Source organism: Thermomonas sp. S9, from assembly GCF_024704365.1.
Lineage (GTDB): Bacteria > Pseudomonadota > Gammaproteobacteria > Xanthomonadales > Xanthomonadaceae > Thermomonas.
Genome location: NZ_JAJDFY010000001.1, coordinates 1,810,231 through 1,834,935 on the forward strand (window position 1 = coordinate 1,810,231; position 24,705 = coordinate 1,834,935).

Below are 24,705 nucleotides of genomic sequence, written 5' to 3' on the forward strand. Positions count from 1 at the left end.
GGTGCTCGCCCAGCACAGGACACGCCCCGGCAGACACATGGCGAAAGACGACGTCATCGAATTCGAAGGCACGATCTCCGAAACCCTCCCGAACACCATGTTCCGGGTGAAGCTGGAGAACGGCCACGAGATCATCGCCCACATCTCCGGACGCATGCGCAAGAACTACATCCGCATCCTCACCGGCGATCGGGTCAAGGTGGAAATGACGCCCTACGACCTCACCAAGGGCCGCATCACCTATCGCCATCGTTGACGCCGGCCATCGTTGACGCCGGCCACCGCTGATGCCCCGCGTCCGGCCGCACCCCACGCAAACGCCCCGCAAGGGGCGTTTCGCGTTCCGGCGGCATGCGGTACGCCTGCCGCTTGTGCGGCCTCACGCCGTCAAGTAAGAAAGCACAGGCGCCTGCGGACCGGCAGCGCCACCGCCAGGGACACTCCGTGCCACCCATCCGCCCACGCGCCTCGCTGCTCCGCAGGCTGTCCCTGTCGATCTGGGGCATGTTCCTGGCCCTGCTGCTGTCGCTGCTGGCGCTGGGCTACCTGGGGATGCGCCTGGGCGCGGACCGGCTGGTGCCGATCGTGGCGCAGCGCTCGGCGATGCTGCGCGCGGCCAGCGGCGAAGGGCTGTTCCTGCAGGCCGAGCAGAGCGTGGCGCGCCTGCACCGGGAGCTGCTGGAGCGGCTGCGGCATGCCGACCACGACGCCACCCTGGCCCGCTTCCACGCGCTGTTCGAGCGCAGCCAGGACGGGCTGTGGCGGCTGCGGCCGGACCTGGTGGACCCCGAACGCGCGCCCACCCTGTATCTGCACCAGCCAGCCCAGGGGCTGGGCGAATCGGCGCGCATCCGCGCGGTGGTGGCCTTTGATCTGCTGCGCGAGCAGGGCCCGGCGCTGTCGCCGCCGTTCTATTCGGTGTACATGGACTTCGTCGAGGACGGCCTGCTGGTGTACTCGCGCGGGCGCGATCTCGCGGCCGGGGCGGATGCCACCTACACCAATACCGGCTACCCGACCATGCAGGGCTCCGAGCCGCGGCGCAACCCGCAGCGCCGGCTGTTCTGGACCCCGGTGTACCTGGATCGCCAGGCCAATACCTGGATGGTTTCGGTGATCCAGCCGCTGGACTGGCAGGGCCAATGGGTGGGCACCGTCGGCCACGACATTGCCATCCAGAGCCTGCTGGACCACAACGCCGTGCAGAACCAGGGCGGCGCGCTGGAGCTGGTGATGAGCGCCGACGGCGCGCTGATCGCGCATCCGCAGCTGCGCCAGCGGATCGCCGCCGCGCACGGGCAGCTGAGCATCGCCAGCCTCGGCGACCCGCAGCTGGCCCAGGTGCACGCCACCCTCGCCGCCGCCGGGACCGCGCAGGGCGCGCGGCGCTCGCCGGACGGCCGCCTGTGGGTGGGCTGGGCCACCATCCACGGCCCCGGCTGGTACCAGGTGTACGTGCTGCCGCAGGCGGTGATCGACCGCATCCTGGCCTGGGGGCTGCTGGCCCTGTTCGCGTTCGGGGTGCTGGGCCTGCTGCCGGGCATGTGGCTGCTGCGGCGGCGGATCCACCGCCTGGTCGCGCTGCCGCTGCAGCGCCTGACGCGCGCGGTGGACGAACTGGGCCAGGGCCAGCAGCCCAACCCGATCGCCATGCCGGGCGACGACGAGCTGGGCCGGCTGGCCGGCGCGTTCGATGACATGGTGGAGGAAGTGGCGCAGCAGCGGGCTCTGCAGCACGCGCACGCGCAGGCCCTGCAGACCGAGGTGGACGAGCGTCGCGAGTTCATGCAGCGCCTGCAGGAGGAGCGCACCCGCCTGCATACCCTGCTCGGCGCGATGCGCCAGGGCATCGTGTTCGTCAACAGCGAACAGGTGGTGGTGTACTGCAATGCCGCCTTCCTGACGATGTGGGCTTCGCCGGCGAAGCCAGCATCATCGGCCGCTCGACCCGCGAAGGAATCGCCGACATTCTGCCGCTGGTGCGCGATCCGGAGGCGCTGCTGGAGCGCCTGCGCGCCTCGATCGCGGCCCCGCTGGAGCCGGCGCATTTCGAGATCCCGCTGGTGGATGGCCGCACCATCGTGCACGACGCCTACCCGCTGCAGGACGCGCAGGGCCGCCACATCGGCCGGCTGTGGGTACAGGAGGACGTCACCCGCGAGCGCGAGGTCGCGGCGCAGCTGGTGCAGCTGGCCGAGCACGACGTGCTGACCGGGCTCAACAACCGGCATCGCTTCGAGCAGGACCTCGAGGCCTTCTTCCACGCCGCCGAGCGCACGCCCAGCCAGCTGGCGCTGCTGGTGTTCGACCTCGACGAGTTCAAGTACGTCAACGACACCTACGGCCACCGCGCCGGCGATGCCGTGCTGAACCGGATCGCGGTGGAAATACGCATGCTGATCCGCGGCGAGGACACCCTGTACCGCCTGGGCGGCGACGAATTCGTGGTGCTGATGGCGCATGCCAGCGAGCACGAGGCCGCCCAGCTGGCCGAGCGCATCGTCCGCCGCATCGCCCAGGCTCCGCAGGATCTGGGCGAGCAGACCCTGCGCCTGACCTGCAGCCTGGGCATCGCCCATTTCCCCACCCACGCCGGCAACGCCCAGGACCTGGTGGCACACGCCGACATGGCGATGTACCAGGCCAAGCACACCGGCAAGAACCGCTGGAGCGTGTATCGCCCCGACCACGACGCCTCGCGCGCGATGGCGGTGCACCTGGGCTGGAACGACCGCATCGCGCATGCGGCTCGAGCATGACCTGCTGCGCCTGCATTTCCAGGGCATCTACCGCGCCCGCGACGGCCACCTGGAGCACCTCGAGGCGTTGCTGCGGATGGAGGACGCCGCCCAGCCCGGCACCCTGATCCTGCCGGCGGAGTTCATCGGCCATGCGGAGAAGAGCGGCAAGATCCTCGAGATCGACCGCTGGGTGATCCGCCGCTGCATCGGCCTGCTGGCCGCGCATCCGCACCTGCCGGCGCTGGCGGTGAACATCTCCGGGCGCTCGTTCGACGATCCCGACCTGCCCGCCTTCATCGCCGAGGAGCTGCGCCAGCGCCACGTCTCGCCGCGGCGCCTGCTGGTGGAGCTGACCGAGACCGCGGCGGTGTCCGACATGGGCGATGCCGCGCGCTTCATCGCGGCGCTGCGCCGCACCGGCTGCCTGGTCTGCCTGGACGACTTCGGCGCCGGCTTCGCCTCGTTCGCCTACCTCAAGCACCTCAACGCCGACATCCTCAAGATCGACGGCATGTTCATCCGCGACCTGCCGCAGGACGCCGACAACCAGGTGTTCGTGCGCACCATCATCGACGTGGCGCGCGGCATGGGCAAGCAGACCGTGGCCGAGTTCGTGGAGGACGGGCGCACGTTGCTGATGCTGCGCGAGATGGGCGTGGACATGGTCCAGGGCTACCACCTGGACCGCCCCAAGGCCGAGCACCCGGCCCTGCAGCCGCCGCCGTTCGGCGCGCGCCGCTGAGCGCGCCGCGGCGGGCCGGCCGGCGCCTCAGCCGGCGCCGATCCGCGCGCGCAGGTGCGCCAGCGATTCCTCCACCTGGTCGACCAGCACCAGGCACAGCTCGCCCGGCTGCAGCAGCTCCAGCGCGCGATCGATCGCGGCGAACTCGCCGTGGATCTCCTCCACCACCCGCGTGCGCGGCGCGCCCTGCAGGCCTTCGCGCAGCAACCCCAGCACCTCGCCGTCGGTGCGCCCGCGCTGGCAGGCGTCCTGGTACAGGATCACGGTGTCGAAGGCGGCACCGAGGATGCGGGTCTGCTGGCGGATGTCCTCGTCGCGGCGGTCGCCGGCGCCGCTGATCACCACCGTGCGCCGCAGCGCCGGCAGGTTCTCCACCGCCGCCACCAGCGCCGCCATCGCGTCCGGGTTGTGGCCGTAGTCGGCGATCACGGTGGCGCCCTTGAACGGCATCACGTTGAACCGCCCTGGCGCATTCCCGCTATCGGCGTTGAAGCTGGCCAAGCCCTGGCGGATCACGCCCCAGTCCAGCCCCAGCGCCCAGCCGGCGGCGAGCGCGGCCATCGCGTTGTCCACCTGGAAGCCGATCCGGCCGCCGTGGGTCACCGGCACCCCGGCCAGCGGCAGCCGGGTCTCGAACCCGCCTTCCATCGCCACCAGGTCGCCGTCCTGCACGAACACCACCCGCCCGCCCTGGGCGCGGTGCGCGGCCAGCACCGGCTGGTCGCCGTCGGCGGCGAAGAAGATCACCCTGCCCGGGCAGTGCGCGGCCATCGCCGCGACCACCGGGTCGGCCGCGTTGAGCACCGCGAAGCCGGATCGGGCGACGTTGCGCACCACCACCCGCTTCAGCACCGCCAGGTCGTCCACGGTGGTGATGAAGTTCAGGCCCAGGTGGTCGCCCATGCCGATGTTGGTCACCACCGCCACGTCGGCGTGGTCGAACGCCAGCCCCTCGCGCAGCAGCCCGCCGCGCGCGGTCTCGAACACCGCCGCGTCCACCAGCGGGTTCAACAGCACGTTGCGCGCGCTGCGCGGGCCGGAGCAGTCGCCGGAATCGATCTGCACGCCGTTGACGTAGATGCCGTCGGTATTGGTCATGCCCACGCCCAGCCCGCGGGTGCGCAGCAGGTGCGCGATCAGGCGCACGGTGGTGGTCTTGCCGTTGGTGCCGGTGACCGCCACCACCGGGATGCGTCCGTTCTCGCCGGGCGGGAACATGGCGTCGATGATCGCCTTGCCCACGTCGCGCGGCTTGCCGTACGACGGCGCCAGGTGCATGCGCAGGCCCGGCGCGGCGTTGACCTCGACGATCCCGCCGCCCTGTTCCTCCAGCGGGCGCAGCACGGTCTCGCACACCACGTCCACCCCGCAGATGTCCAGCCCGACCATGCGCGCGGCCTCCACCGCGCGCGCCGCCACCTCCGGGTGCACGTCGCCGGTGACATCGGTGGCGGTGCCGCCGGTGGACAGGTTAGCGTTGTTGCGCAGCACCACCCGGCGCCCCTTCTCGGGCACCGAGTCGGCATCCAGCCCCTGCTTTTCCAGCGTGCGCAGGGCGATCTCGTCGAAGCGGATGCGGGTCAGCGAAGTGGCATGGCCCTCGCCACGGCGCGGGTCGGCATTTACCTGCTCGACCAGCGCGCGCACGCTGGACACGCCATCGCCGATCACGTTCGGCGGCTCGCGCCGGGCCGCCGCCACCAGGCGGTCGCCGACCACCAGCAGGCGGTAGTCGCCGCCGGGCAGGTAGCGCTCCACCATCACCTCGTCGCGGAATTCGCGCGCCACATCAAAGGCGCGACGGATGTCGGCCTCGGCGTGCAGGTTCACGGTGACGCCCTTGCCCTGGTTGCCGTCCAGCGGCTTCACCACCACCGGCAGGCCGATCTCCTGCGCGGCCGCCCAGGCCTCGTCGGCGCTGGCCACCGGCCGACCTTCCGGCACCGGCACCCCGGCCGCTCGCAGCAATTTCTTGGTCAGCGCCTTGTCCTGGGCGATGGCTTCCGCGATCGCGCTGGTGCTGTCCATCTCCGCGGCCTGGATGCGCCGCTGGCGACTGCCCCAGCCCAGCTGCACCAGGCTGCCGGCGGTCAGTCGCCGGTACGGGATGCCGCGGTTCACCGCGGCTTCTACGATGGCGCCGGTGCTCGGCCCCAGGCGCGCGTCCTCGTCCAGCGCGCGCAGTTCCGCCAGCGCCCCTTCGAGGTCGAACGGTGCGTCCTCGCGCGCGGCCTGGCACAGCTGCTCGGCCAGCTGCAGCGCGCGCCGGCCCACCGCTTCCTCGCTGTACTCCACCACGATCTGGAACACGCCCGGGTCCACCGTGCGCGCGGTGCGGCTGAAGGTCACCGGGCAGCCGGCCTGCGCCTGCAGGCACAGCGCGGTGAACTCCAGCGCGTGCGCCAGGGTGAGGGTCTCGGACTGGCGGGTGGTGCGCAGGAAGCCGAGCTCCGGGAAGCGCTGGCGCAGGCGTTCCTCGAAGCCGGGGATGCTGTCCAGCGGGCGCTCGCCCTGCGACAGGGTGACGATGGCCTCGATCGCGGTGCGCCGGGTCCACAGGTTGGGGCCGCGCAGGGCCCGGATGCGGGAAATATCCATCACGCGCCCATGGCGTCGGTGGCGCGGGCGGCGGCCGCCCGCTCCTGTTCGAAATGTTCGATGCCGGCCGGGATCAGATCCACCGGCACGTCCAGCGCCCAGGCGGCAGCGACCGCGGCCAGCACCGCCTCCAGCTGGGCCGGCGTGGCCGCCGCCCCGGTCAGCGCGAAGCGCGAGGCGCGCGCCAGCGGCTCCTCGTTGCCGGCGGCCGCCAGCACGATCGCGCCGTTGCGCACGAACACCGCGCGCCCGCCCTGCTCCAGGTGCGGTTCCAGCGGCGCGGCATCGGCATCGCGCGCGAACAGGATCACTTCGCCGTCGCACAGCCCGGCCATCGCGGCCACCGCCGGCTCGCAGGCGTTGAGCACCGCCGCGCCCTGCGCCAGCACCACGTCCACCTGGGTGCGCAGCACCGCGTGCAGGCGTTCGGGCGAATCGATGTAGAACTCCGCCAGCGCAGGATCCGGATCGGCATCGGTGAGCACGCCGACCTGGCAGCGGTCGTACGGCAGGCCCTCGGCCAGGATCGCGCGCGCGCTGGTTTCGATCACCGCGGCCTCGATCTCGCGGTTGATCAGCAGCCGCTGGCCGCCGTCGAAATGCTGGCAGGGGCGCGCCGCCAGCTGGCGCTGGTCGAGGAACAGGCCCTCGCCGCAGGCCAGCCCCACGCTGCGCCCGGACAGCCGCAGCAGATGCCCGACCAGGCGCGCCAGCAACGCCGGCTCACGGCGGCCGAGCACGCCGACGATCGGGATGCGGCCGTCGTCGCCGGCGGCGAACAGATGGTCCACGATCGCCTGCCCGGCCGGGCGCGGCTTGCCGACCGCCGGCTTGAGGTGCATCAGCAGGCTGGGGCCGGCGTTGACCTCGACGATCGCGCCGCGGGTCTCGGACAGCGGCCGCGAGACATCGCGCGTCACCAGGTCGATCCCGGCGATGTCCAGGCCGACCACCCGCGCGGCCTGGATGGCGGCGGCGGCGACTTCAGGATGCACCTCGTCAGTGACGTCGAAGGCCATGTTGCCGTGGCGCAGGATGAGCACCTCCTGCCCGGCCGGCGGCACCGACTCCGGCGCATAGCCCTGACGCTGCAACTCGTGGATGGCGATCGGCTCGCGCTCCAGCAGCAGGGTTTCCAGCGGGAAGCCCTCCTCCTCGCCGCGGCGCGGATCGCTGTTGATCTGCAGATCGATCAGCTCGCGGATGCTCGAACGGCCATCGCCCACCACCCGCGCGGTATCGCCGCGGTTGGCCGCCACCAGCTTGCCGCCGACCACCAGCAGGCGGTGTTCGTCGCCCTCGATGAAGCGCTCCACCATCACCCCGCTGCCCTCGGCCAGCGCACCGGCATACGCGGTTTCCACGTCCTGCCGGGTCTTGAGGTCGGCGAACACGCCGCGCCCGTGGTTGGCATCCAGCGGCTTCACCACCACCGGCAGGCCGATCTCCTGCGCCGCCTCCCAGGCGTCCGCGGCGTCCTCCACCAGCCGCCCTTCCGGCACCGGCACGCCGCAGCTGGCCAGCAGGGTCTTGGTGAGGTCCTTGTCGCGCGAGATGCTTCGGCGATCGCGCTGGTGCGCTCGGTCTCGGCGGTCCAGATCCGGCGCTGGCGGCGGCCGTAGCCCAGCTGCACCAGGTTGCCGTCGGTCAGCCCCAGGTGCGGGATGCCGCGCTCGCCGGCGGCCTCCACGATGGCCGCGGTGCTGGGCCCGAGCAGGCGGCGGTCGGCCAGCTCGCGCAGCGGGGGCAGCCGCGCCGGCAGGTCGAATCCGGTGTCGTTGATCGCGGCCATCAGCAGGTCGCGCGCCAGCAGCAGGCAGGCGCGGCTGACCTGCTCGTCGCGCGAGCGCACGGCTACCTTGTAGAGGCCGCGCGGCCCGGCCTCGCGCGCCTTGCCGAAACCGGTCTGCATGCCGACCTGGGTCTGTAGTTCGAGGGTGATGTGCTCGGAGGATGTGCGCCGGCCAGGTGCCCTCGCGCAGGCGCTGCACGAAGCCGCCCGGCGCGCCCACGCTGCAACGGTGCTCCTGCAGCCCCGGCAGCCAGGCCAGCAGGCGCTCGGTGAGCCCGTCGATGCGGTTGGAGGGATAGTCCTCGAGACCGCCGATGTCCACCCAGGCTTCCAGCACCGGGCGGTAGGTCCAGAGGTTGGGGCCGCGCAGATAGGCGACCCGCAGGATGGTGATGTCGTCGTGCTTCATGTCGGCGCTGCGGGTCGGCAGATGCGTCGCCTCGGGCGCCCTGCCGCTCGCTATACTTTGCTCCCTCTGGATGCCATCCAGAGTAGCGGAGCCGGGCTCTGGCGTCATATTACGGATTCTTTAAAAAACAGCCGCCCCATGCCCGCGCCCGCCGCTCCCGCGCCCATCGCCACGCCCGCTGCCTGCCACGGCCTGCCAGCCCACTGGCAGGAACCCCTGCAGCAGCGACTGCAGCCCGGCGAAACCGCGCTGGCCGCGCTCGCGATCGATCTCGACGACGCCCTGCACTACGGCGACGGCGTGCTGGTGCTGACCGACCGCCGCCTGCTGGCGCGCCTGCCGCATGCCGCACACTGGCAGGACTGGACACTGACGAGCGATCTGCGGCTGCATCACGGCGACCACGCCGGCGTCGGCCAGCTGGAGCTGGTGGATGCCCGCCGCCGCCTGTTCCACTGCCGCTTCACCCTCGACCAGAATCTGGCCGCGCTGCGCCTGCTGTCGCAATTCGAACGCCTGCAGAAACGCACCGGGGATGCCCGTGCGACGCACGAAGACGAAGACTCGCTGTGCCCGATCTGCAAGGCCCCACTGCCGCCGGACGAGGACGACTGCCCGGCCTGCGTACGCGAGCTGCACACCCCGCCCTCCACCTGGACCCTGCTGCGCTTGTGGCGGTTCGCGCGGCCCTACCGCGGCGCGCTGCTGGCCGGCTTCCTGCTCACCCTGGCCTCGACCGGCGCCACCCTGGTGCCGCCGTACCTGACCATGCCGCTGATGGACAAGGTGCTGATCCCGTTCCAGAACGGGCAGCCGATCGACCAGCGCCTGGTGCTGATGCTGCTCGGCGGCATCCTCGGCTCGGCGCTGCTGGCCTGGTTCCTGGGCTGGGCGCGCACCTACATCCTGGCGCTGGTGTCCGAGCGCATCGGCTGCGACCTGCGCACGGTGACCTACGAGCACCTGCTCACGCTGTCGCTGGAGTACTTCGGCGCCAAGCGCACCGGCGACCTGCTGACCCGGATCGGCTCGGAATCCGACCGCATCTGCCTGTACCTGTCGCTGCACCTGCTGGATTTCGCCACCGACGTGCTGATGCTGGCGATGATCGCGGCCATCCTGTTCTCGATCAATCCGATGCTGGCGCTGGTGACACTGCTGCCGCTGCCGCTGATCGCATGGTTGATCCAGCTGGTACGCAACCGCCTGCGCACCGGCTTCGAGAAGATCGACCGCGCCTGGTCGGAGCTGAGCAGCGTGCTGGCCGACACCATCCCCGGCATCCGCGTGGTCAAGGCGTTCGCCCAGGAAGGCCGTGAGACCCGCCGCTTCCGCGAGGCCAACCGCCATTACCTCGCGATCAACGACCGCCTGAACAAGGTGTGGTCGCTGTTCACCCCGACCGTCACTCTGCTCACCGAGCTGGGGCTGATCGTGGTGTGGGCGTTCGGCATCTGGCAGGTGTCGCGGCACCAGATCACGGTGGGCGTGCTGACCGCGTTCCTGGCCTACATCGGCCGCTTCTACACCCGCCTGGACTCGATGAGCCGGATCGTGTCGGTGACCCAGAAGGCGGCGGCCGGCGCCAAGCGCATCTTCGACATCCTCGACCATGTCTCCAGCGTGCCGGAACCGGCGCGCCCGGTGCCGCTGCCGGCCGCGCGCGGCGCGCTCACGCTGCGCGACGTCGGCTTCCGCTACGGCAACCGCGGGGTGATCCGCGGCCTCGACCTGGAGATCCGCCCGGGCGAGATGATCGGCCTGGTCGGCCACAGCGGCTCCGGCAAGACCACCCTGGTCAACCTGATCTGCCGCTTCTACGACGTCACCCAGGGCGCGATCCTGGTGGATGGCATCGACATCCGCTCGGTCGCGCTGGCCGACTACCGCCGCCACATCGGCCTGGTGCTGCAGGAGCCCTTCCTGTTCTTCGGCACCATCGCCGAGAACATCGCCTACGGCCGCCCCGACGCCAGCCGCGAGGAGATCGTGGCCGCGGCCCGCGCCGCGCACGCGCACGAGTTCATCCTGCGCCTGCCGCACGGCTACGACTCGCTGGTGGGCGAGCGCGGACAGGGCCTGTCGGGCGGCGAACGCCAGCGCATCTCGATCGCGCGCGCTGCTGATCGACCCGCGCTTTTTGATCCTGGACGAGGCCACCTCGTCGGTGGACACCGAGACCGAGAAGGAAATCCAGCGCGCGCTGGACAACCTGGTGCAGGGCCGCACCACCCTCGCCATCGCCCATCGCCTGTCCACCCTGCGCAAGGCCGACCGGCTGGTGGTGATGGAGCGCGGGCGGATCGTGGAAGTGGGCCCGCACGACGAGCTGATGGCGCGCCAGGGCGCGTACTGGCGGCTGTACCAGGCGCAGCTGCGCAACGTGGACCAGGAAGAGGCGCTGGCCGAACTGCCGCTGGAAGGAGTGCCGCATGAGCGCTGAGTACCGGCTCGAACGCAATGCCTTCGGGCGGCTGGTGCTGACCGCCGCCGATGGCCGCGTGCACGAGGGCGTGGTGGCGGTGCGCGCCTTCCCGCTGAGCGCGCCCGACACCGGGATCGCGCTGGTCGGCGGCGACGGCCACGAGCTGGCCTGGATCCCGCACCTGGACGCGCTGGACCCGGCGCGGCGCGCGCTGGTGGAGGCCGAACTCGGCCAACGCGAATTCGTGCCGGTGATCCGGCGCCTGCGCGAGGTGTCCACCTTCGCCACCCCCAGCCAGTGGACGGTCACCACCGACCGCGGCGATACCCGCTTCATCCTCAAGAGCGAGGACGACATCCGCCGACTGGGCGCGCACGCCCTGCTGGTGGCCGACAGCCACGGCGTGCACTACCTGATCCCGGACCTGCTGGCGCTAGACCGCCACAGCCGCCGCCTGCTCGACCGCTTCCTGTAGCGCACCGCCGCTTCCTTTCTGCTTCTTGCGCTAAACCTCCAGCCCCAGCGCCGCGACGACCTGGTCGGCCAGCGCCACCGGGTCCATGCCGCTGGTGCGCAGGTGCAGTTCCGGATGCTCCGGAGGTTCGTAGGGCGAATCGATGCCGGTGAAGTTGCGCAGTTCGCCGCGCCGGGCCTTCGCGTACAGGCCCTTCACGTCGCGCCGTTCGGCTTCTTCCAGCGGCGTATCCACGAATACTTCGAGAAACTCGCCCGGCTCGAACAGCCGGCGCGCCAGCTCGCGTTCGGCGCGGAACGGGCTGATGAAGCTGACCAGCACGATCAGCCCGGCGTCGGTCATCAGCCGGGCCACTTCGGCCACCCGGCGGATGTTCTCCACCCGGTCCTCCGGGGTGAAGCCGAGGTCCTTGTTCAGGCCATGGCGAACGTTGTCGCCATCCAGCACGTAGGCATGCCGACCCAGCGCCAGCAGCCTGCGGTCCACCAGGTTGGCGATGGTGGACTTGCCGGCGCCGGACAGGCCGGTGAACCACACGCAGCGCGGCGGCTGGTGCTTGATCCGGGCGCGCGCGGCCCTGTCCACGTCCAGATGCTGCCAGTGGATGTTGGCGGCGCGGCGCAGGGCGAAGTCGAGGGTGCCGGCGGCCACCGTGGCATTGCTGTGACGGTCGATCAGGATGAAGCCACCGAGGGTACGGTCCTCGGCATACGGCGCGAACGCCACCGGCTGGTCGAGGTGCAGGTTGCACACCGCGACCTCGTTCAGCTCCAGGTGCTTGGCCGCCAGCGCGTCCTGGGTGTTCACGTCGATCTTGTGCTTGATCTCGGTGACCGAGGCGCCGACCGTGCGTGTGCCGAGCTTGAGCAGGTAGGGCCGGCCCGGCAGCAGCGGCGCATCGCCCATCCACAGCAGGTGCGCCGCGAACTGGTCGGCCACCTCGGCCGGTGCGGCGGCGGCAGCGATCACGTCGCCACGGCTGGCATCGACTTCATCCGCCAGCGTCAGCGTCACCGACTGCCCGGCCACCGCCTGCGCCAGATCGCCATCGGCGGTGACGATCCGCGCCACCCGCGAACGCCGCCCGGACGGCAGCACCACCACCTCGTCGCCCGGTGCCACCCGCCCGCAAGCCACGGTGCCGGCAAAGCCGCGGAAATCCTGATTCGGGCGGCACACCCACTGCACCGGCATGCGCAGCGGCGCATCGCGGCGTTCGCGCACGATCGGCGCCGTCTCCAGCAGCTCCAGCAGCGGCATGCCCGCGTACCACGGCATCGCCGGCGAGCGCGCGGTCATGTTGTCACCGCGCAGGGCCGACAACGGCACGGCGTCCACCCGCGCGATGCCCAGCTGCGCGGCCAGCGCGCGGTAGGCCTCCTCGATTTGCGCAAATACCGCCGGGCCATAGCCGACCAGGTCCATCTTGTTGACCGCCAGCACCACGTGGCGGATTCCGGAGCAGCGACACGATGTAGCTGTGGCGGCGGGTCTGGGTGAGCAGGCCCTTGCGCGCATCCACCAGTACCACCGCGAGATCCGCGGTGGAGGCGCCGGTGGCCATGTTGCGGGTGTACTGTTCATGCCCCGGGCAGTCGGCGACGATGAACTTGCGGCACGCGGTGTCGAAGAAGCGGTAGGCCACGTCGATGGTGATGCCCTGCTCGCGCTCGGCGGCCAGCCCGTCCACCAGCAGGGCGAAGTCGATCTCGCCGTTCTGGGTGCCGTGGCGGCGGCTGTCGGCCTCCAGCGCGTGCAGCTGGTCGTCCAACAGGCGGCGGGTATCGTGCAGCAGGCGGCCGATCAGGGTGCTCTTGCCATCGTCCACGCTGCCGCAGGTGATGAAGCGCAGCAGCTGCTTGTGCTCGTGCTGGCGCAGGTAGTCGGCCACCTGCGCCTCGGCGTCCTGCATGTGCATCAGAAGTAGCCCTCCTGCTTCTTCTTCTCCATCGAATCGGCCGGGTCGTGGTCGATCACCCGGCCCTGGCGCTCGGAGGTGCGTGCGGCCAGCACCTCGGCCACCACCTGCGCGGGGGTCTCGGCCTCGGACTCCACCCCGCCGGTCAGCGGATAGCAGCCCAGGGTGCGGAAGCGCACCTTCTTCTGCTGCGGGGTTTCTCCCGGATGCAGCGGCAGGCGTTCATCATCGACCATGATCAGCACACCGTCGCGCTCGACCACCGGGCGCACCCGCGCGAAGTACAGCGGCGGCAGCGCGATCCCCTCGCGCAGGATGTAGAGCCACACGTCCAGCTCGGTCCAGTTCGAGAGCGGGAACGCGCGCACCGACTCGCCCCTGTGGATGCGGGTGTTGTACAGGCTCCACAGCTCCGGGCGCTGGTTTTTCGGCTCCCAGCGGTGCTGGGCGGTGCGGAAGCTGAAGATGCGCTCCTTGGCGCGCGACTTCTCCTCGTCGCGGCGGGCGCCGCCGATCGCGCAGTCGTAGCCGCCCTGCTCCAGCGCCTGGCGCAGCGCGCGCGTGCGCATGATTTCGGTATACACGCTGGCGCCGTGCGTGAACGGGTTGATGCCCTGGCGCACGCCTTCTTCGTTGATGTGAACGCGCAGCTCCACGTCGCCGTGGGCGGCCACCTGCGCGCGGAAGGCATAGGTCTCGCGGAACTCGAAGGTGCTGTCGATGTGCAGCAGCGGGATCGGCGGGCGCGCCGGGTAAAACGCCTTGCGCAGCAGATGCAGCAGCACGGTGCTGTCCTTGCCGATCGAATACAGCAGCACCGGGGTGCGGAACTCGGCGGCGACCTCGCGCAGGATGTGGATGCTCTCGGCTTCGAGCCGGTCGAGGTGGGAAAGGTGGGTATCCAAGGCCAAAGAACCAGGACGTATCGGCAGGCCGGCAAGCGTATCAGGTCGCCTTGCTCTCCCGCAGGCGCAGGACATGGGGCGGCGGGCTGAAGGCATCGCTGCGCGCGTACGGCCAGAAATCGCGGAACACCGCATGCCCCGGCACCCGCCCGCCCAGCAGCTCGCCTGGCGCAAGAAAACGGTACAGCGCCGCCAGCGAACGCACCTCGATCGGCGACACCCGGCGCAGGATGTGCTCGGGGCCGAGCTGGGACGGATGCGACAGGCCCGCCGCGCCCAGCAGGTCGCGCAGCGCCGAGACGGTGTTGCGGTGGAACTCGTACACCCGGGTCGCCTTGTCCGGCACGTCCAGGTGCTTCCAGCGCGCCGGGTCCTGGGTGGCGATCCCGGTCGGGCAGCGGTTGGTATGGCAGCTCAACGACTGGATGCAGCCCAGCGCGAACATGAAGCCGCGCGCCGCGTTGCACCAGTCGGCGCCCATCGCCAGGGTGCGCGCGATGTCGAACGCACTGACGATCTTGCCGGCGGCGCCGATGCGGATGCGCTCGCGCAGGTTGAGCCCGACCAGGGTGTTGTGCACCAGCATCAGGCCCTCGTGCATCGGCACCCCGACGTGATCGATGAACTCGGCCGGGGCCGCGCCGGTGCCGCCCTCGGCCCCATCCACCACGATGAAATCCGGCAGCAGGCCGGGCCGGGATTCGGCCTGTTCGGCCATCGCCTTGGCGATCGCAAACCATTCCCACGGATGCCCGATTGCGAGCTTGAAGCCGGTCGGCTTGCCGCCCGAAAGCTCGCGCAGGCGGGCCACGAACTGCAGCAGCTCCAGCGGGGTGGAGAACGCCGAATGGCGCGCCGGCGAAACGCAGTCGCGGCCCATCGGCACCCCGCGGGTGGCGGCGATCTCGGCGGTCAGCTTGGCCGCCGGCAGCACCCCGCCGTGGCCGGGCTTGGCACCCTGCGAGAGCTTGATCTCGACCATCTTCACCTGCGGATCGCGCGCCTGCGTGGCGAAGCGTTCCTCGCTGAAGCTGCCGTCCTCGTTGCGGCAGCCGAAGTAGCCGGAACCCAGCTCCCACACCAGATCACCGCCGCCTTCGCGGTGGTAGGGCGAGATCGAGCCCTCGCCGGTGTCGTGGTAGAAGCCGCCGCGCGCGGCGCCGGCGTTGAGCGCGCGGATCGCCGCTGCCGACAGCGCGCCGAAGCTCATCGCCGAGATGTTGAACACACTGGCCGAATACGGCTGCGCGCAGCCAGCGCCGATCAGCACGCGGAAGTCGGGATCCATCACCTCCACCGGCGCCAGCGAGTGGTTGATCCATTCGTAGTCGATCCCGTACACGTCCTGCAGGCTGCCGAACGGGCGCACGTCGCTGACATGCTTGGCGCGCTGGTACACCAGCGCGCGCTGCTCGCGCGAGAACGGCGCCTGCTCGGTATCCGACTGGATGAAGTACTGGCGCATCTCCGGGCCGATGGTCTCGAGGCCATAGCGCAGATGCGCCAGCAGCGGATAGTTGCGGCGCAGGGTGCTCTTGCGCTGCAGCAGGTCCCAGGTACCCAGTGCGGACGGCAGGCCGAAGACGGCCACGCCCCACCAGGCGTGCGGATGCCAGGCCGACAGCACGAGAAAGAGTGCGGCCAGCAGCAGGCTGGCGACGTACACGGCATAGCGGACCACGGCGGCTCCCTGCGAAGTGGTGCCCGGAGTCGGGATCGAACCGACATGGCCTTGCGGCCGAGGGATTTTAAGTCCCTTGCGTCTACCAGTTTCGCCATCCGGGCGGCGGGGGAAGCTTAGCGCGAAGGTGGCGATGACCGTAATGCACGGAGCGACTGCGGCGGGTCGCCGAACTGGTGACAATCGACGGCACGGATGCCGCCGATTAGCCTACATGGACGTACTTGCGGCGTGTCCCCGGCTCGGCGGCCCGCCGCGGTCGCATGCGCTCGACTTCCTCGAACAAAAAAGCCCCGCTTCCGCGGGGCTTTCGATTGGAGGCCGGGGTCGGAATTGAACCGGCGTACGCGGATTTGCAGTCCGCTGCATAACCACTCTGCCACCCGGCCGGATGACGGTCGCATCTTACCGAAACGACGAAGCCCCGCGAACGGGGCTTCGTCGAGATTTGGAGCGGGAAACGAGACTCGAACTCGCGACCCCGACCTTGGCAAGGTCGTGCTCTACCAACTGAGCTATTCCCGCGTTGAGCCCGCCATTCTACGGGCTTTTTTCAGGGCGTCAACAGGGTCTCACGGATTTTTTCCATCTTCGGTCCGCGGCTCGTCCGCCAGCAGGGTCGGCCAGGCCGCGCGCAGGTATTCGAAGCCAGACCACAGGGTCAGCAGCGCCGCCGCCGCCAGCAGCCACTCGCCGATCAGGAACACCGGGATCCCGAACACCGGCGCACGGTACAGCAGGAACGCCAGCGCCACCATCTGCACGATGGTCTTGATCTTGCCCACCAGCGCCACCGCCACCTTGGCGCGCTGGCCCAGTTCGGCCATCCATTCGCGCAGGGCCGACACCGCGATCTCGCGACCGATGATGACGCTGGCCCACAGCGCCATCCACACCGTGTGGTGGTGCTGCACGGTGATCACCAGCGCGGTGGACACCATCAGCTTGTCCGCCACCGGGTCGAGAAATGCGCCGAAGCGCGAGAACATCCGGTAGCGGCGCGCGATCCAGCCGTCCAGCCAGTCGGTGAGCGAGGCCGCGACGAACACCGCGGTGGCGGCCAGGTTCGACCAGCGGACATCGAGGTAGTACACCACCACCAGTACCGGGATCAGGGCGATGCGGGCCAGGGTCAGCTCAGGTCGGGACGGTCAGCGTCATCCGCGCATTCTACTGGTCGCCCTCGCCCGGCGCCGCCTGCGCCAGCCCGTGCAGGGCATCCCACAGCCGCTGCGCCAGCGCGCGGTTGACGCCTTCGACCCTGGCGATCTCGTCCACCGGCGCGGCCTTGAGCCCCTGCAGCCCGCCGAAATGCTTGAGCAGCGCGGCGCGCCGGCGCGGCCCGATCCCGGGAATGTCCTCCAGCCGGCTGCTGCTGCGCGCCTTCTGGCGCTTGCCGCGATGGCCGGTGATCGCGAACCGGTGCGCCTCGTCGCGCACCTGCTGGATCAACTGCAGCGCCGGAGAGGCTGCACCCGGCTGCACTTCGCGGCCATCGGGCAGCAGCAGGGTCTCGGCCCCCGGCCTGCGCTCCGGGCCCTTGGCCACGCCGACCAGCACGACCCCGGTGATGCCGGCATCGGTCAGCACCTCGCGCGCCTGCGCCACCTGCCCCGCGCCGCCGTCGATCAGCAGCACCTCCGGCAGTACGGCGTCGGGCGCACCCTCGGCGGCCGGCCGGAAACGCCGCTGCAGCGCCTGGTGCATGGCCGCGTAGTCGTCGCCCGGCGCGATCCCGGTGATGTTGTAGCGCCGGTACTGCGTGCGCACCGGGCCCTGCGCGTCGAACACCACGCAGGAGGCCACGGTGGCCTCGCCCAGGGTGTGACTGATGTCGAAGCATTCGATCCGCGCCGGCGCCTCGGCCATCCCCAGCAGTTCGCGCAAGGCCTGAAGCCGCGCCTGCTGCGCGCCGCTGCTGGCCAGCTCGGCGGCCAGGGTCAGCTGGGCATTGCGGCGCACCAGCTCCAGATGCGCCGCGCGTTCGCCGCGCACGCCGGTGCGCAGCGCGACCTTGCGCCCGGCGTGTTCGGAAAGCGCCTGCTCGATCAGCGCGTGCTCGGGGATGTCGCCGTCCAGCACGATCTCCGCCGGCGGCGGCTGTTCGGCGTAGTACTGCGAGACGAACGCGCCCAGCACCTCGCCCGCGCTGTCCTCGCCATTGGTCCTGGGGAAGAACGCGCGGGTGCCGAGGTTGCGGCCGCCGCGGAACGCCAGCAACAGCACGCAGGCCGCCCCGCCCTGCATGGCAACGCCCAGCACGTCGAGGTCGGCGCTGCGGCCGTCCATGGTGTGGCGGGCCTGCAGCTTGCGGATGGTCGCGATCAAATCGCGCAGGCGCGCAGCCTGCTCGAACTCCAGGGCGTCGCTGGCCGCCTGCATCGCCGCCGCCAGCTCCGCATCCAGCTGCTGGCTCTTGCCTTCCAGGAACAGCCCGGCGCGGCGCACCGCATCGGCGTACTCGGCCTCCTCCACCCGCCCCACGCAGGGCGCGCTGCAGCGGCCGATCTGGTACTGCAGACAGGGCCGGCTGCGGTTGCGGAACACGCTGTCCTCGCAACTGCGCAGGCGGAACAGCTTGTGCATCAGGTCCAGCGTCTCGCGCACCGCAGCCGCGCTCGGGTACGGCCCGAAGTAGCGCCCGGGGACCGCGCGTGGGCCGCGGTGGAAGGCCAGTCGCGGCCACTCCTCGCGGGTCAGCAGCACGAACGGGTAGCTCTTGTCGTCGCGCAGCATCACGTTGTAGCGCGGCTGCAGCGACTTGATCAGCTGGTTTTCCAGCAGCAGGGCATCGGCTTCGCTGTGGGTGACGGTGGTCTCGATGCGCGCCACCTGGGCCAGCATCGCCATGATCCGCGCCGGCTTCGGCGCGGCGTTGAAATAGCTGCCGACGCGGTTGCGCAGCGCGCGGGCCTTGCCGACATACAGCACGTTCCCGGCGGCATCCAGCATGCGATAGACGCCGGGCGCCAGCGGCAGCGACGCCGCGAATGCGCGGCCGTCGAACTCCGGGGCGGGTGGCGTGCGCCGGGCCATCGGCTCAAAACCGCCCCTGGCGCACCCGCTCCACGATGCCCTGCGCCGCCGCCTCGATCAGTCGAAAGGCGTGCTCGAAATCGCGCGCAGTGCCGTAGTACGGGTCGGGAACGTCTTTGTTCCCCAATCCGGCCCACTCCAACAGCAGCTCCACCTGCGCATGCGAGGTGCGCGGCTTGCGGATGCGCGCCTCGTGCAGGATGGTGCGGTCGGCGCACAGGATCAGATCGAAGGCATCGAAATCCTCCAGCGCCAGGCGCCGCGCGCGCAGCATCGAAATGTCGACCCCATGCCCGGCCGCGCAGGCGATCGCGCGCGGGTCCGGCGCCTGGCCCAGGTGCGAATCGCCGGTGCCGGCGGAATCCACATGCACCCGTCCATCCAGCCCCGCGGCCTGCAGGCGCGCGCGCAGCACGCCCTCGGCGGTCGGCGAGCGGCAGATGTTGCCCAGGCACAGCATCAGGATCGAAAACGGTCTAGCCATGCGTGCTCCCTGCGCATTGCTCCATGTAGATGCGTTCCGCGCGCGCCAGATCCTCTGGCGTATCCACGCCCGGCGGGAACGGCGACGGCGCCAGCTCCACCGCGATCCGCCAGCCGGCCTCCAGCGCGCGCAGCTGCTCCAGCACCTCCACCTGCTCCAGCCGCCCCGGCGGCAACGCCGCGAACGCGCGCAGCGCAGACACCCGGTAGCCGTAAATGCCGATGTGGCGCAGCCATTGGCCTTCCGGCATCGCGCTGCGGTCGCGCGCGAACGCAGCGCGCGGCCACGGCACCGGGGCGCGGCTGAAGTACAGCGCATCGCCGCTGGCGGCGCGCACCACCTTGACCGCGTTGGGATCGAGCAGGGTCTCGACCGCGTCGATCGGCGTCGCCAATGTGGCGATCCCGGCGCCGCTGCCGACCACCGCGCGCGCCACGCAGGCGATGCCATCGGCCGGGGCGAAGGGCTCGTCGCCCTGCAGGTTGACCACGATCGCGTCCGCATCCCAGCCGGCGATGGCCGCGCATTCGGCCAGACGGTCGGTGCCGGAGGTGTGCGCGGGCGAGGTCATCGCCACCTGCACGCCACTGCCTTCCAGCGCCGCGGCGACGCGGGCATCGTCGGTGGCCACCCACACCGCACGTGCGCCAGCGGCCAGCGCGCGGCGGGCCACGTGCAGCACCATCGGGATGCCACCGATCGTGCGCAGCGGCTTGCCCGGCAAGCGCGAGGCGGCATGGCGGGCGGGAATGGCGACGATGAAATCCGGCGTGCTCATGGGGTCATTATCGCCGCTCGCCTGCGCAGCGGACGACCGCTCCGCCAGGATGCCGGCACTCATGCCCCGCGCGCCGGCAACCGCGCCAGCAGCGCCTGCCAGAAGGCCTCCGGCAACTGCGCGCGCACCGGCACCGCGTACCAGTCCGGGCGCGCGAAGGCGGCGCACTTCACCGCGTCCTTCTCGGTCATCAGCACCGGCAACGGGCTGCCGAACGTGAAATCCTCCGGCGCATAGGCGTGATGATCGGGGAATGCGTGCGGCACCACCGCGATCCCGGCCGCGCGCAGCATGGCGAAGAAGCGCTCCGGGTCGGCGATCCCGGCGACCGCGTGCACCCGTTGCCCGGCCAGCGCGCTCAGCGGCAGGCGGCGCCCCCGGCCAACGGCCGCAGCTCGCCCGGCGCCAGCCGCATCGGCCACTCGCCGCCGCCCGCCGTGTCCGCCTCCGCCCCTGCCGGCGCGCCGAGGTTGAGCACGCGCAGATCGCAATCGGCGGCGCGTTCCAGCGGCTCGCGCAGCGGCCCGGCGGGCAGCAGGCGGCCGTTGCCATAGCGGCGGCGCGCGTCCTGCACCTCGATTTCCACGTCGCGCGCCAGCCGGTAGTGCTGCAACCCGTCGTCGCACACCACGATGTCGCACCCCGCTGCCGCCAGCGCGCGCGCGGCGGCCACGCGGTCGCGATCCACCCGCACCGGTACGCCGGTGGCCTGCGCGATCAGCAGCGGCTCGTCACCGCACTCTGCCGGCGACATATCCGGGGTGACCCAGCGCGGCGTGCGCGCGTGCTGGCGGCCATATCCGCGGCTGGCGACCCCGGGCGTCCAGCCCGCAGCGCGCAGGTACTCCACCAGCGCCAGCACCAGCGGGGTCTTGCCGCTGCCGCCGGCGACCAGATTGCCCACCACGATCACCGGTACACCCGGATGCCGGCGCCCCAGCTCAGCCGCGCCGATAACCCAGGCGCCGCAATGCCACCACCGCGGCATACGCCACCGCCAGCAGGCGCGCCCAGACTGGTGGCGGGCTGCCGTCGAACCACCAAGCGGGCGTGCGCGGCATGCGCCGCGGGCTCAAGCGCCGGTCTCCCGGAACTGCATGGCGTGCAGGTGCGCATACACGCCGCCGCGCGCCAGCAGCTCGGCATGGGTGCCCTGCTCCACCAGCCGGCCTTCATCCAGCACCAGGATCTGGTCGGCGTGCTCGACGGTGGACAGCCGGTGCGCGATCACCAGGGTGGTGCGGTCCGGGATCAGATGCGCCAGCGCTTCCTGCACCAGCCGCTCGGAGGCGTTGTCGAGCGCCGCGGTGGCCTCGTCCAGGATCAGGATCGGCGCATCCTTGAGCAGCGCGCGCGATCGCCAGACGCTGGCGCTGGCCGCCGGAGAGCTTGCCCCCTTGACGCCGATGTGGGTATCCGCCCCCTCGGACATCTGCGCCACGAATTCCAGCGCGTTGGCGCCGCGCAGCACCCGCTCCACGTCCCCCGGCGAGGCCTGCTGCAGTTCGCCATAGGCCACGTTCTCGGCCACGCTGCCGTCGAACAGCATGACCTGCTGGCCGACCATCGCCAGCTGCCGGCGCAGGTCGGCCAGGCGGTATTCGGACAGCGGATGCCCATCCAGCAGGATCTGGCCGCCGCCGGGTTCATAGAAGCGCGGGATCAGCTTGACCAGGCTGGACTTGCCGCTGCCGGAGCGGCCGACGATGGCGGTGACCGTGCCGGGGCGCGCCACGAAGCTGATGCCCTGCAGCGCCGAGTGCGGCTGGCCGGGATACTGCAGGGTCACGTCGCGGAACTCGATCAGGCCCCGCGCGCGCTGCAGCGGACGGGTGCCGGTGTCCGTCTCGTCCTCGGCATCCAGCACGTGGAACAGGCGCTCGGCCGAGGCCACCCCGCGCTGGAGCATGCCCTGCACGTTGGTGAGCTGCTTCAGGGCCGGAATGATCGCCAGCATCGAGATCATCAGCTGCACGAAACCGCCTGCGGTCAGGCGCCCGGCCAGCGCCTCGTGGCCGGCGAAGAACAGCAGCAGGGCCAGCCCCACCGCACCGGTCAGCTGCACCACCGCCGAGGAGATGCTGCGGGTGGCCTCCACCTTCAGGCTCAGGCGCAGGTTGTCGTCGGCCAGCCGCGAATAGCGCGCCATTTCCATTTCACGCGCGCCGTACACCTTCACGTCCTGCTGGTTGGACAGCGCCTGGTCGGCGGCCAGCATCATCTGCGCCGAGGTTTCCTGCACCTTGTGCCCGTAGCGGCGGTAGCGGCGGCCCACTTTGTCCATCATCCACGCGATCAGCGGCCCCAGCAGCAACACCGCCAACGTCACCCGCCAGCTGGCGTACAGCATCACCGCCAGCATCGCCACCACCTGCAGCGACTGCTGCAGCATGACCTTGCCGGAATCCACCACCGCCTGCGCCACCTGGTCGCTGTCGGAGCCCAGCCGCACCAGCATCGACGGCACCGGCTCGCCGTCGAAGCGTAGCCCCGGCAGGCGCAGGTACTTGTCCATCGCGCGCACGCGCATGTCGCGCGCCACCCCGCGCGCCGCCTTGGCCATGTACAGGTCGGTGAGGTAGCCGGCCATGCCGCGCACCACGAAGATGCCGACGATCGCCAGCGGCAGCAGGATGCCGAACTCGCGGTTGCGGGCGACGAAGGTCTCGTCGACCATCGGCTTGGTCAGCATGCCGAATGCCCCGGCCGCGGCCCCCTCCACCAGCAGCCCCAGCAGCGCCAGCAGCAGCACCCCGCGGTAGGGCCCGACCAGTCCCAGCAGCCGTCGGTAGATCGCCCAGGCCGAAGGCGGCAGGCTCATCGGGCGCTCCCGCGCGCAGCGCCGGTCTCCGGCGCGGTGGCATTGGCGACCGTACGGAACCCGAGCTGGCCCAGCGCCTCGTAGGCGGTCACCACGGCCTGCCAGGGCGTACGCGCATCGGCGCGAAGCAGCACCACCCGCGCGCGGTCCTCGCCGGCCACCTCGCGCAGCGCCTGCTTGAGGGATTCCACGTCGGTACGGAGCACCTCGCGATCCCCCCACGAAATAGCGGCCCTGCGCGTTGATCAGGATGCTCAGGGGCTGCATGCGGGTGTCCGCCGGCTGGCCATCGGCGCGCGGCAGCTGCAGCTTGAGCACCGAACGCGCGTCGAAGGTGGTGGTCACCACGAAGAAAATCAGCAGGCACAGCATCACGTCGATCAGCGGGATCAGGTTGATCTCGGGGATGTCGTCGCTGCGGTGGTCGGCGATCCGCATTCCCGCCTCAACCCTTTTTCCTGCCGGCGGAGCCAGCTGCGGCGGTGTCCAGCACGTCCGAAAGCTGCATCGCCTCGTGCTCCATGTCCACGATATAGCCGGCGATACGGCCGCGGAAATAGCGGTGGAAAGCCAGTGCCGGGACGGCCACCACCATGCCGGTGGCGGTGCATATCAGCGCCTTGCCGATGCCGCCGGCCAGCTGGTTGGCGTCGCCGATGCCGTGGTCGAGGATGCCGAGGAACATCTGGATCATGCCCACCACCGTACCGAACAGGCCCAGCAGCGGCCCGGCGGCGGCGATCGTGCCGAGTGCGTTCAGGTAGCGCTCCATCCGGTGCACCAGATGGCGGCCCACGTCCTCGACCCGCTCGCGCATCACCTCGCGCCCGCGCCCGCGCACGTCCAGCTGCGCCGCCAGCAGCGCACCCAGTGGCGAGGTCGCGCGCAGCGACTCCACATGCGCCGGCTCCAGCGGCTTGCCGCGGCCCACCCATTCGCGCACTTCCTCGCCCAGCCCCGGCGGCAGCACGCGCTCGCGGCGCAGGCTCCAGAAGCGCTCGAGGATGATGGCCAGCGCGGCCACGGCCAGCAGCAGCAGCGGGATCATCGGCCAGCCACCGGCCTTGATCAGTTCCAGCACAGGTCGATCCTTTCGGCCCTCATGGCCGCGAAAACTCCGGCGCGTAGCATAGCCCGCTTCACCTGCCCGCGCCGGCGCACCGCATCCCACGGCCGCTGCTGTGCGCTGCGCTGTTCGCGCAGCTGCAGACCCGTCGCCGTCAGCCAGACCCGGATCGCGCCCGAGCGCGCGCTGTCCAGCACCTCGGCGCCCGCCCCGCACCAGCGCCGCACCACCGCCGCACGCGGATGGCCGAAGCGGTTGTCGGCCCCGGAGGACACCAGCGCCAGGCGCGCGCCGGTGGCCGCCACGAACTCCGGCGCGGAGGAGCCGGCGCTGCCGTGGTGCGCCACCACCACCACATCGCTGCGCAGGGCGGCGGGCTGTTCGGCCAGCAACTTGCGCTCGACGTAATGGCCCACATCGCCCGCCAGCAGCGCGCTGCCGTGGGTGCTTTCGATCCGCAGCACACAGGCCGCCTCATTGCCCAGGTATGGGAACCCCGGCCCCGGATGCAGCACGCGGAAGCGCACACCGTCCCACTGCCATTGCTGGCCCTCCAGACAGGGCGCATCGCCGCGCACCGGGCTGCCCTCGGGCGCCAGCACCCGCGGCAGCGGAAACGCCGCCGCCACCGCCTCGCGCCCGCCGGCATGGTCGTTGTCGCCGTGGCTGATGATCGCCAGGTCGAGGCGGCGCACGCCCAGCGCGTGCAGGGCCGGCACCACCGCGCGCTCGCCGGCATCGAACCCGTCCGCCTGCGCCGGTCCCATGTCGTACAGCAGCGCGTGCCCGGCGGTGCGCACCAGCACCGACAGGCCCTGGCCGACGTCGATCACG

Annotated in this window: 17 protein-coding genes, 3 tRNA genes and 4 pseudogenes; 6 read left to right on the top strand and 18 right to left on the bottom strand. The window is 71.0% G+C overall.

What is annotated here, in order from left to right; all coding sequences use genetic code 11:
* The first annotated feature begins 37 nt into the window (after positions 1 to 37).
* From infA to LJB71_RS09015, 4 genes are all read left to right on the top strand, one after another.
* Positions 38 to 256 carry a translation initiation factor IF-1 gene (gene infA, locus LJB71_RS09000; protein WP_028839405.1) on the top strand — a complete coding sequence of 73 codons (219 nt, stop codon included), beginning with the start codon at positions 38 to 40 and terminating at the stop codon, positions 254 to 256.
* A gap of 188 nt (positions 257 to 444) precedes the next feature.
* Positions 445 to 2,211 carry a HAMP domain-containing protein gene (locus LJB71_RS09005; RefSeq protein ID WP_259303921.1) on the top strand — a complete coding sequence of 589 codons (1,767 nt, stop codon included), beginning with the start codon at positions 445 to 447 and terminating at the stop codon, positions 2,209 to 2,211.
* Entirely contained in the window at positions 2,205 to 2,759 is a 555-nt protein-coding gene (locus tag LJB71_RS09010; protein ID WP_259304776.1) for a GGDEF domain-containing protein, read from the top strand. Before LJB71_RS09005 ends, LJB71_RS09010 begins: the two co-directional genes overlap by 7 nt.
* Positions 2,743 to 3,483: an EAL domain-containing protein gene (locus LJB71_RS09015; RefSeq protein ID WP_259303922.1), complete on the top strand. Its 741-nt coding sequence runs from the start codon at positions 2,743 to 2,745 to the stop codon at positions 3,481 to 3,483. The genes LJB71_RS09010 and LJB71_RS09015 overlap by 17 nt, the downstream gene beginning before the upstream one ends.
* A gap of 27 nt (positions 3,484 to 3,510) precedes the next feature.
* Here LJB71_RS09015 and cphA read toward each other — a convergent pair whose 3' ends face one another.
* From cphA to LJB71_RS09030, 3 genes are read right to left on the bottom strand one after another with little or no spacing between them, the layout of a single operon-like run.
* A complete protein-coding gene (cphA, locus tag LJB71_RS09020; RefSeq protein WP_259303923.1) occupies positions 3,511 to 6,081 on the bottom strand; it encodes a cyanophycin synthetase in 2,571 nt (856 codons plus the stop codon).
* Entirely contained in the window at positions 6,081 to 7,589 is a 1,509-nt protein-coding gene (locus tag LJB71_RS09025; protein WP_259303924.1) for a hypothetical protein, read from the bottom strand. The genes cphA and LJB71_RS09025 overlap by 1 nt, the downstream gene beginning before the upstream one ends.
* Complete coding sequence (locus tag LJB71_RS09030; protein WP_310649440.1) at positions 7,505 to 8,245, bottom strand: hypothetical protein; 741 nt, start codon at positions 8,243 to 8,245, stop codon at positions 7,505 to 7,507. The genes LJB71_RS09025 and LJB71_RS09030 overlap by 85 nt, the downstream gene beginning before the upstream one ends.
* A 175-nt stretch (positions 8,246 to 8,420) precedes the next feature.
* On the opposite strand from LJB71_RS09030, the gene LJB71_RS09035 reads away from it, so the two are divergent.
* Together LJB71_RS09035 and LJB71_RS09040 are read left to right on the top strand one after the other, a co-directional pair.
* Complete coding sequence (locus LJB71_RS09035; protein WP_259303925.1) at positions 8,421 to 10,718, top strand: ABC transporter transmembrane domain-containing protein; 2,298 nt, start codon at positions 8,421 to 8,423, stop codon at positions 10,716 to 10,718.
* The gene (locus LJB71_RS09040; protein WP_259303926.1) at positions 10,715 to 11,182 is read left to right on the top strand and encodes a DUF1854 domain-containing protein; all 468 of its coding nucleotides are present in this window, start codon (positions 10,715 to 10,717) and stop codon (positions 11,180 to 11,182) included. The genes LJB71_RS09035 and LJB71_RS09040 overlap by 4 nt, the downstream gene beginning before the upstream one ends.
* 30 nt (positions 11,183 to 11,212) lie before the next feature.
* Here LJB71_RS09040 and cysN read toward each other — a convergent pair.
* The 15 genes and pseudogenes from cysN to LJB71_RS09115 all read right to left on the bottom strand — a co-directional run bounded on the left by cysN (position 11,213) and on the right by LJB71_RS09115 (position 24,704).
* A pseudogene (gene cysN / locus LJB71_RS09045) lies at positions 11,213 to 13,100 on the bottom strand (sulfate adenylyltransferase subunit CysN).
* The gene (cysD, locus tag LJB71_RS09050) at positions 13,100 to 14,005 is read right to left on the bottom strand and encodes a sulfate adenylyltransferase subunit CysD (protein WP_259303927.1); all 906 of its coding nucleotides are present in this window, start codon (positions 14,003 to 14,005) and stop codon (positions 13,100 to 13,102) included. Before cysD ends, cysN begins: the two are co-directional and overlap by 1 nt.
* A 40-nt stretch (positions 14,006 to 14,045) precedes the next feature.
* Complete coding sequence (locus LJB71_RS09055; protein ID WP_259303928.1) at positions 14,046 to 15,686, bottom strand: FMN-binding glutamate synthase family protein; 1,641 nt, start codon at positions 15,684 to 15,686, stop codon at positions 14,046 to 14,048.
* A 17-nt stretch (positions 15,687 to 15,703) separates the two neighbouring features.
* Positions 15,704 to 15,790, bottom strand: a tRNA-Leu gene (locus LJB71_RS09060).
* Positions 15,791 to 16,001: 211 nt separating this feature from the next.
* Positions 16,002 to 16,075, bottom strand: a tRNA-Cys gene (locus LJB71_RS09065).
* Between the two features lie 60 nt (positions 16,076 to 16,135).
* Positions 16,136 to 16,211 (bottom strand) — tRNA-Gly (locus tag LJB71_RS09070).
* 47 nt (positions 16,212 to 16,258) lie between these two features.
* Positions 16,259 to 16,847: pseudogene (gene pgsA, locus LJB71_RS09075) on the bottom strand (CDP-diacylglycerol--glycerol-3-phosphate 3-phosphatidyltransferase).
* Positions 16,848 to 16,856: 9 nt separating this feature from the next.
* Complete coding sequence (gene uvrC / locus LJB71_RS09080) at positions 16,857 to 18,722, bottom strand: excinuclease ABC subunit UvrC (protein WP_259303930.1); 1,866 nt, start codon at positions 18,720 to 18,722, stop codon at positions 16,857 to 16,859.
* A gap of 4 nt (positions 18,723 to 18,726) precedes the next feature.
* A complete protein-coding gene (locus LJB71_RS09085) occupies positions 18,727 to 19,206 on the bottom strand; it encodes a low molecular weight protein-tyrosine-phosphatase (protein ID WP_259303931.1) in 480 nt (159 codons plus the stop codon).
* Complete coding sequence (gene kdsB, locus LJB71_RS09090) at positions 19,199 to 19,984, bottom strand: 3-deoxy-manno-octulosonate cytidylyltransferase (protein ID WP_259303933.1); 786 nt, start codon at positions 19,982 to 19,984, stop codon at positions 19,199 to 19,201. Before kdsB ends, LJB71_RS09085 begins: the two co-directional genes overlap by 8 nt.
* Before the next feature lie 59 nt (positions 19,985 to 20,043).
* A pseudogene (gene lpxK / locus LJB71_RS09095) lies at positions 20,044 to 21,045 on the bottom strand (tetraacyldisaccharide 4'-kinase).
* Positions 21,046 to 21,056: 11 nt separating this feature from the next.
* Complete coding sequence (msbA, locus tag LJB71_RS09100) at positions 21,057 to 22,805, bottom strand: lipid A export permease/ATP-binding protein MsbA (protein ID WP_259303934.1); 1,749 nt, start codon at positions 22,803 to 22,805, stop codon at positions 21,057 to 21,059.
* Positions 22,802 to 23,243, bottom strand: a pseudogene (locus tag LJB71_RS09105) (biopolymer transporter ExbD). The gene msbA and the pseudogene LJB71_RS09105 overlap by 4 nt, the downstream one beginning before the upstream one ends.
* 7 nt (positions 23,244 to 23,250) lie before the next feature.
* Positions 23,251 to 23,886 carry a MotA/TolQ/ExbB proton channel family protein gene (locus LJB71_RS09110; protein WP_310649411.1) on the bottom strand — a complete coding sequence of 212 codons (636 nt, stop codon included), beginning with the start codon at positions 23,884 to 23,886 and terminating at the stop codon, positions 23,251 to 23,253.
* A complete protein-coding gene (locus tag LJB71_RS09115; protein ID WP_259303935.1) occupies positions 23,874 to 24,704 on the bottom strand; it encodes a ComEC/Rec2 family competence protein in 831 nt (276 codons plus the stop codon). Before LJB71_RS09115 ends, LJB71_RS09110 begins: the two co-directional genes overlap by 13 nt.
* Position 24,705 lies beyond the last annotated feature (1 nt).

Coding starts and splice junctions, on each gene's coding strand:
- infA (WP_028839405.1), top strand. CDS start 38: ATGGCGAAAGACGACGTCATCGAATTCGAAGGCACGATCTCCGAAACC.
- LJB71_RS09015 (WP_259303922.1), top strand. CDS start 2,743: ATGCGGCTCGAGCATGACCTGCTGCGCCTGCATTTCCAGGGCATCTAC.
- cphA (WP_259303923.1), bottom strand. CDS start 6,081: ATGGATATTTCCCGCATCCGGGCCCTGCGCGGCCCCAACCTGTGGACC.
- LJB71_RS09035 (WP_259303925.1), top strand. CDS start 8,421: ATGCCCGCGCCCGCCGCTCCCGCGCCCATCGCCACGCCCGCTGCCTGC.
- LJB71_RS09040 (WP_259303926.1), top strand. CDS start 10,715: ATGAGCGCTGAGTACCGGCTCGAACGCAATGCCTTCGGGCGGCTGGTG.
- uvrC (WP_259303930.1), bottom strand. CDS start 18,722: ATGGCCCGGCGCACGCCACCCGCCCCGGAGTTCGACGGCCGCGCATTC.
- LJB71_RS09085 (WP_259303931.1), bottom strand. CDS start 19,206: ATGGCTAGACCGTTTTCGATCCTGATGCTGTGCCTGGGCAACATCTGC.
- kdsB (WP_259303933.1), bottom strand. CDS start 19,984: ATGAGCACGCCGGATTTCATCGTCGCCATTCCCGCCCGCCATGCCGCC.
- msbA (WP_259303934.1), bottom strand. CDS start 22,805: ATGAGCCTGCCGCCTTCGGCCTGGGCGATCTACCGACGGCTGCTGGGA.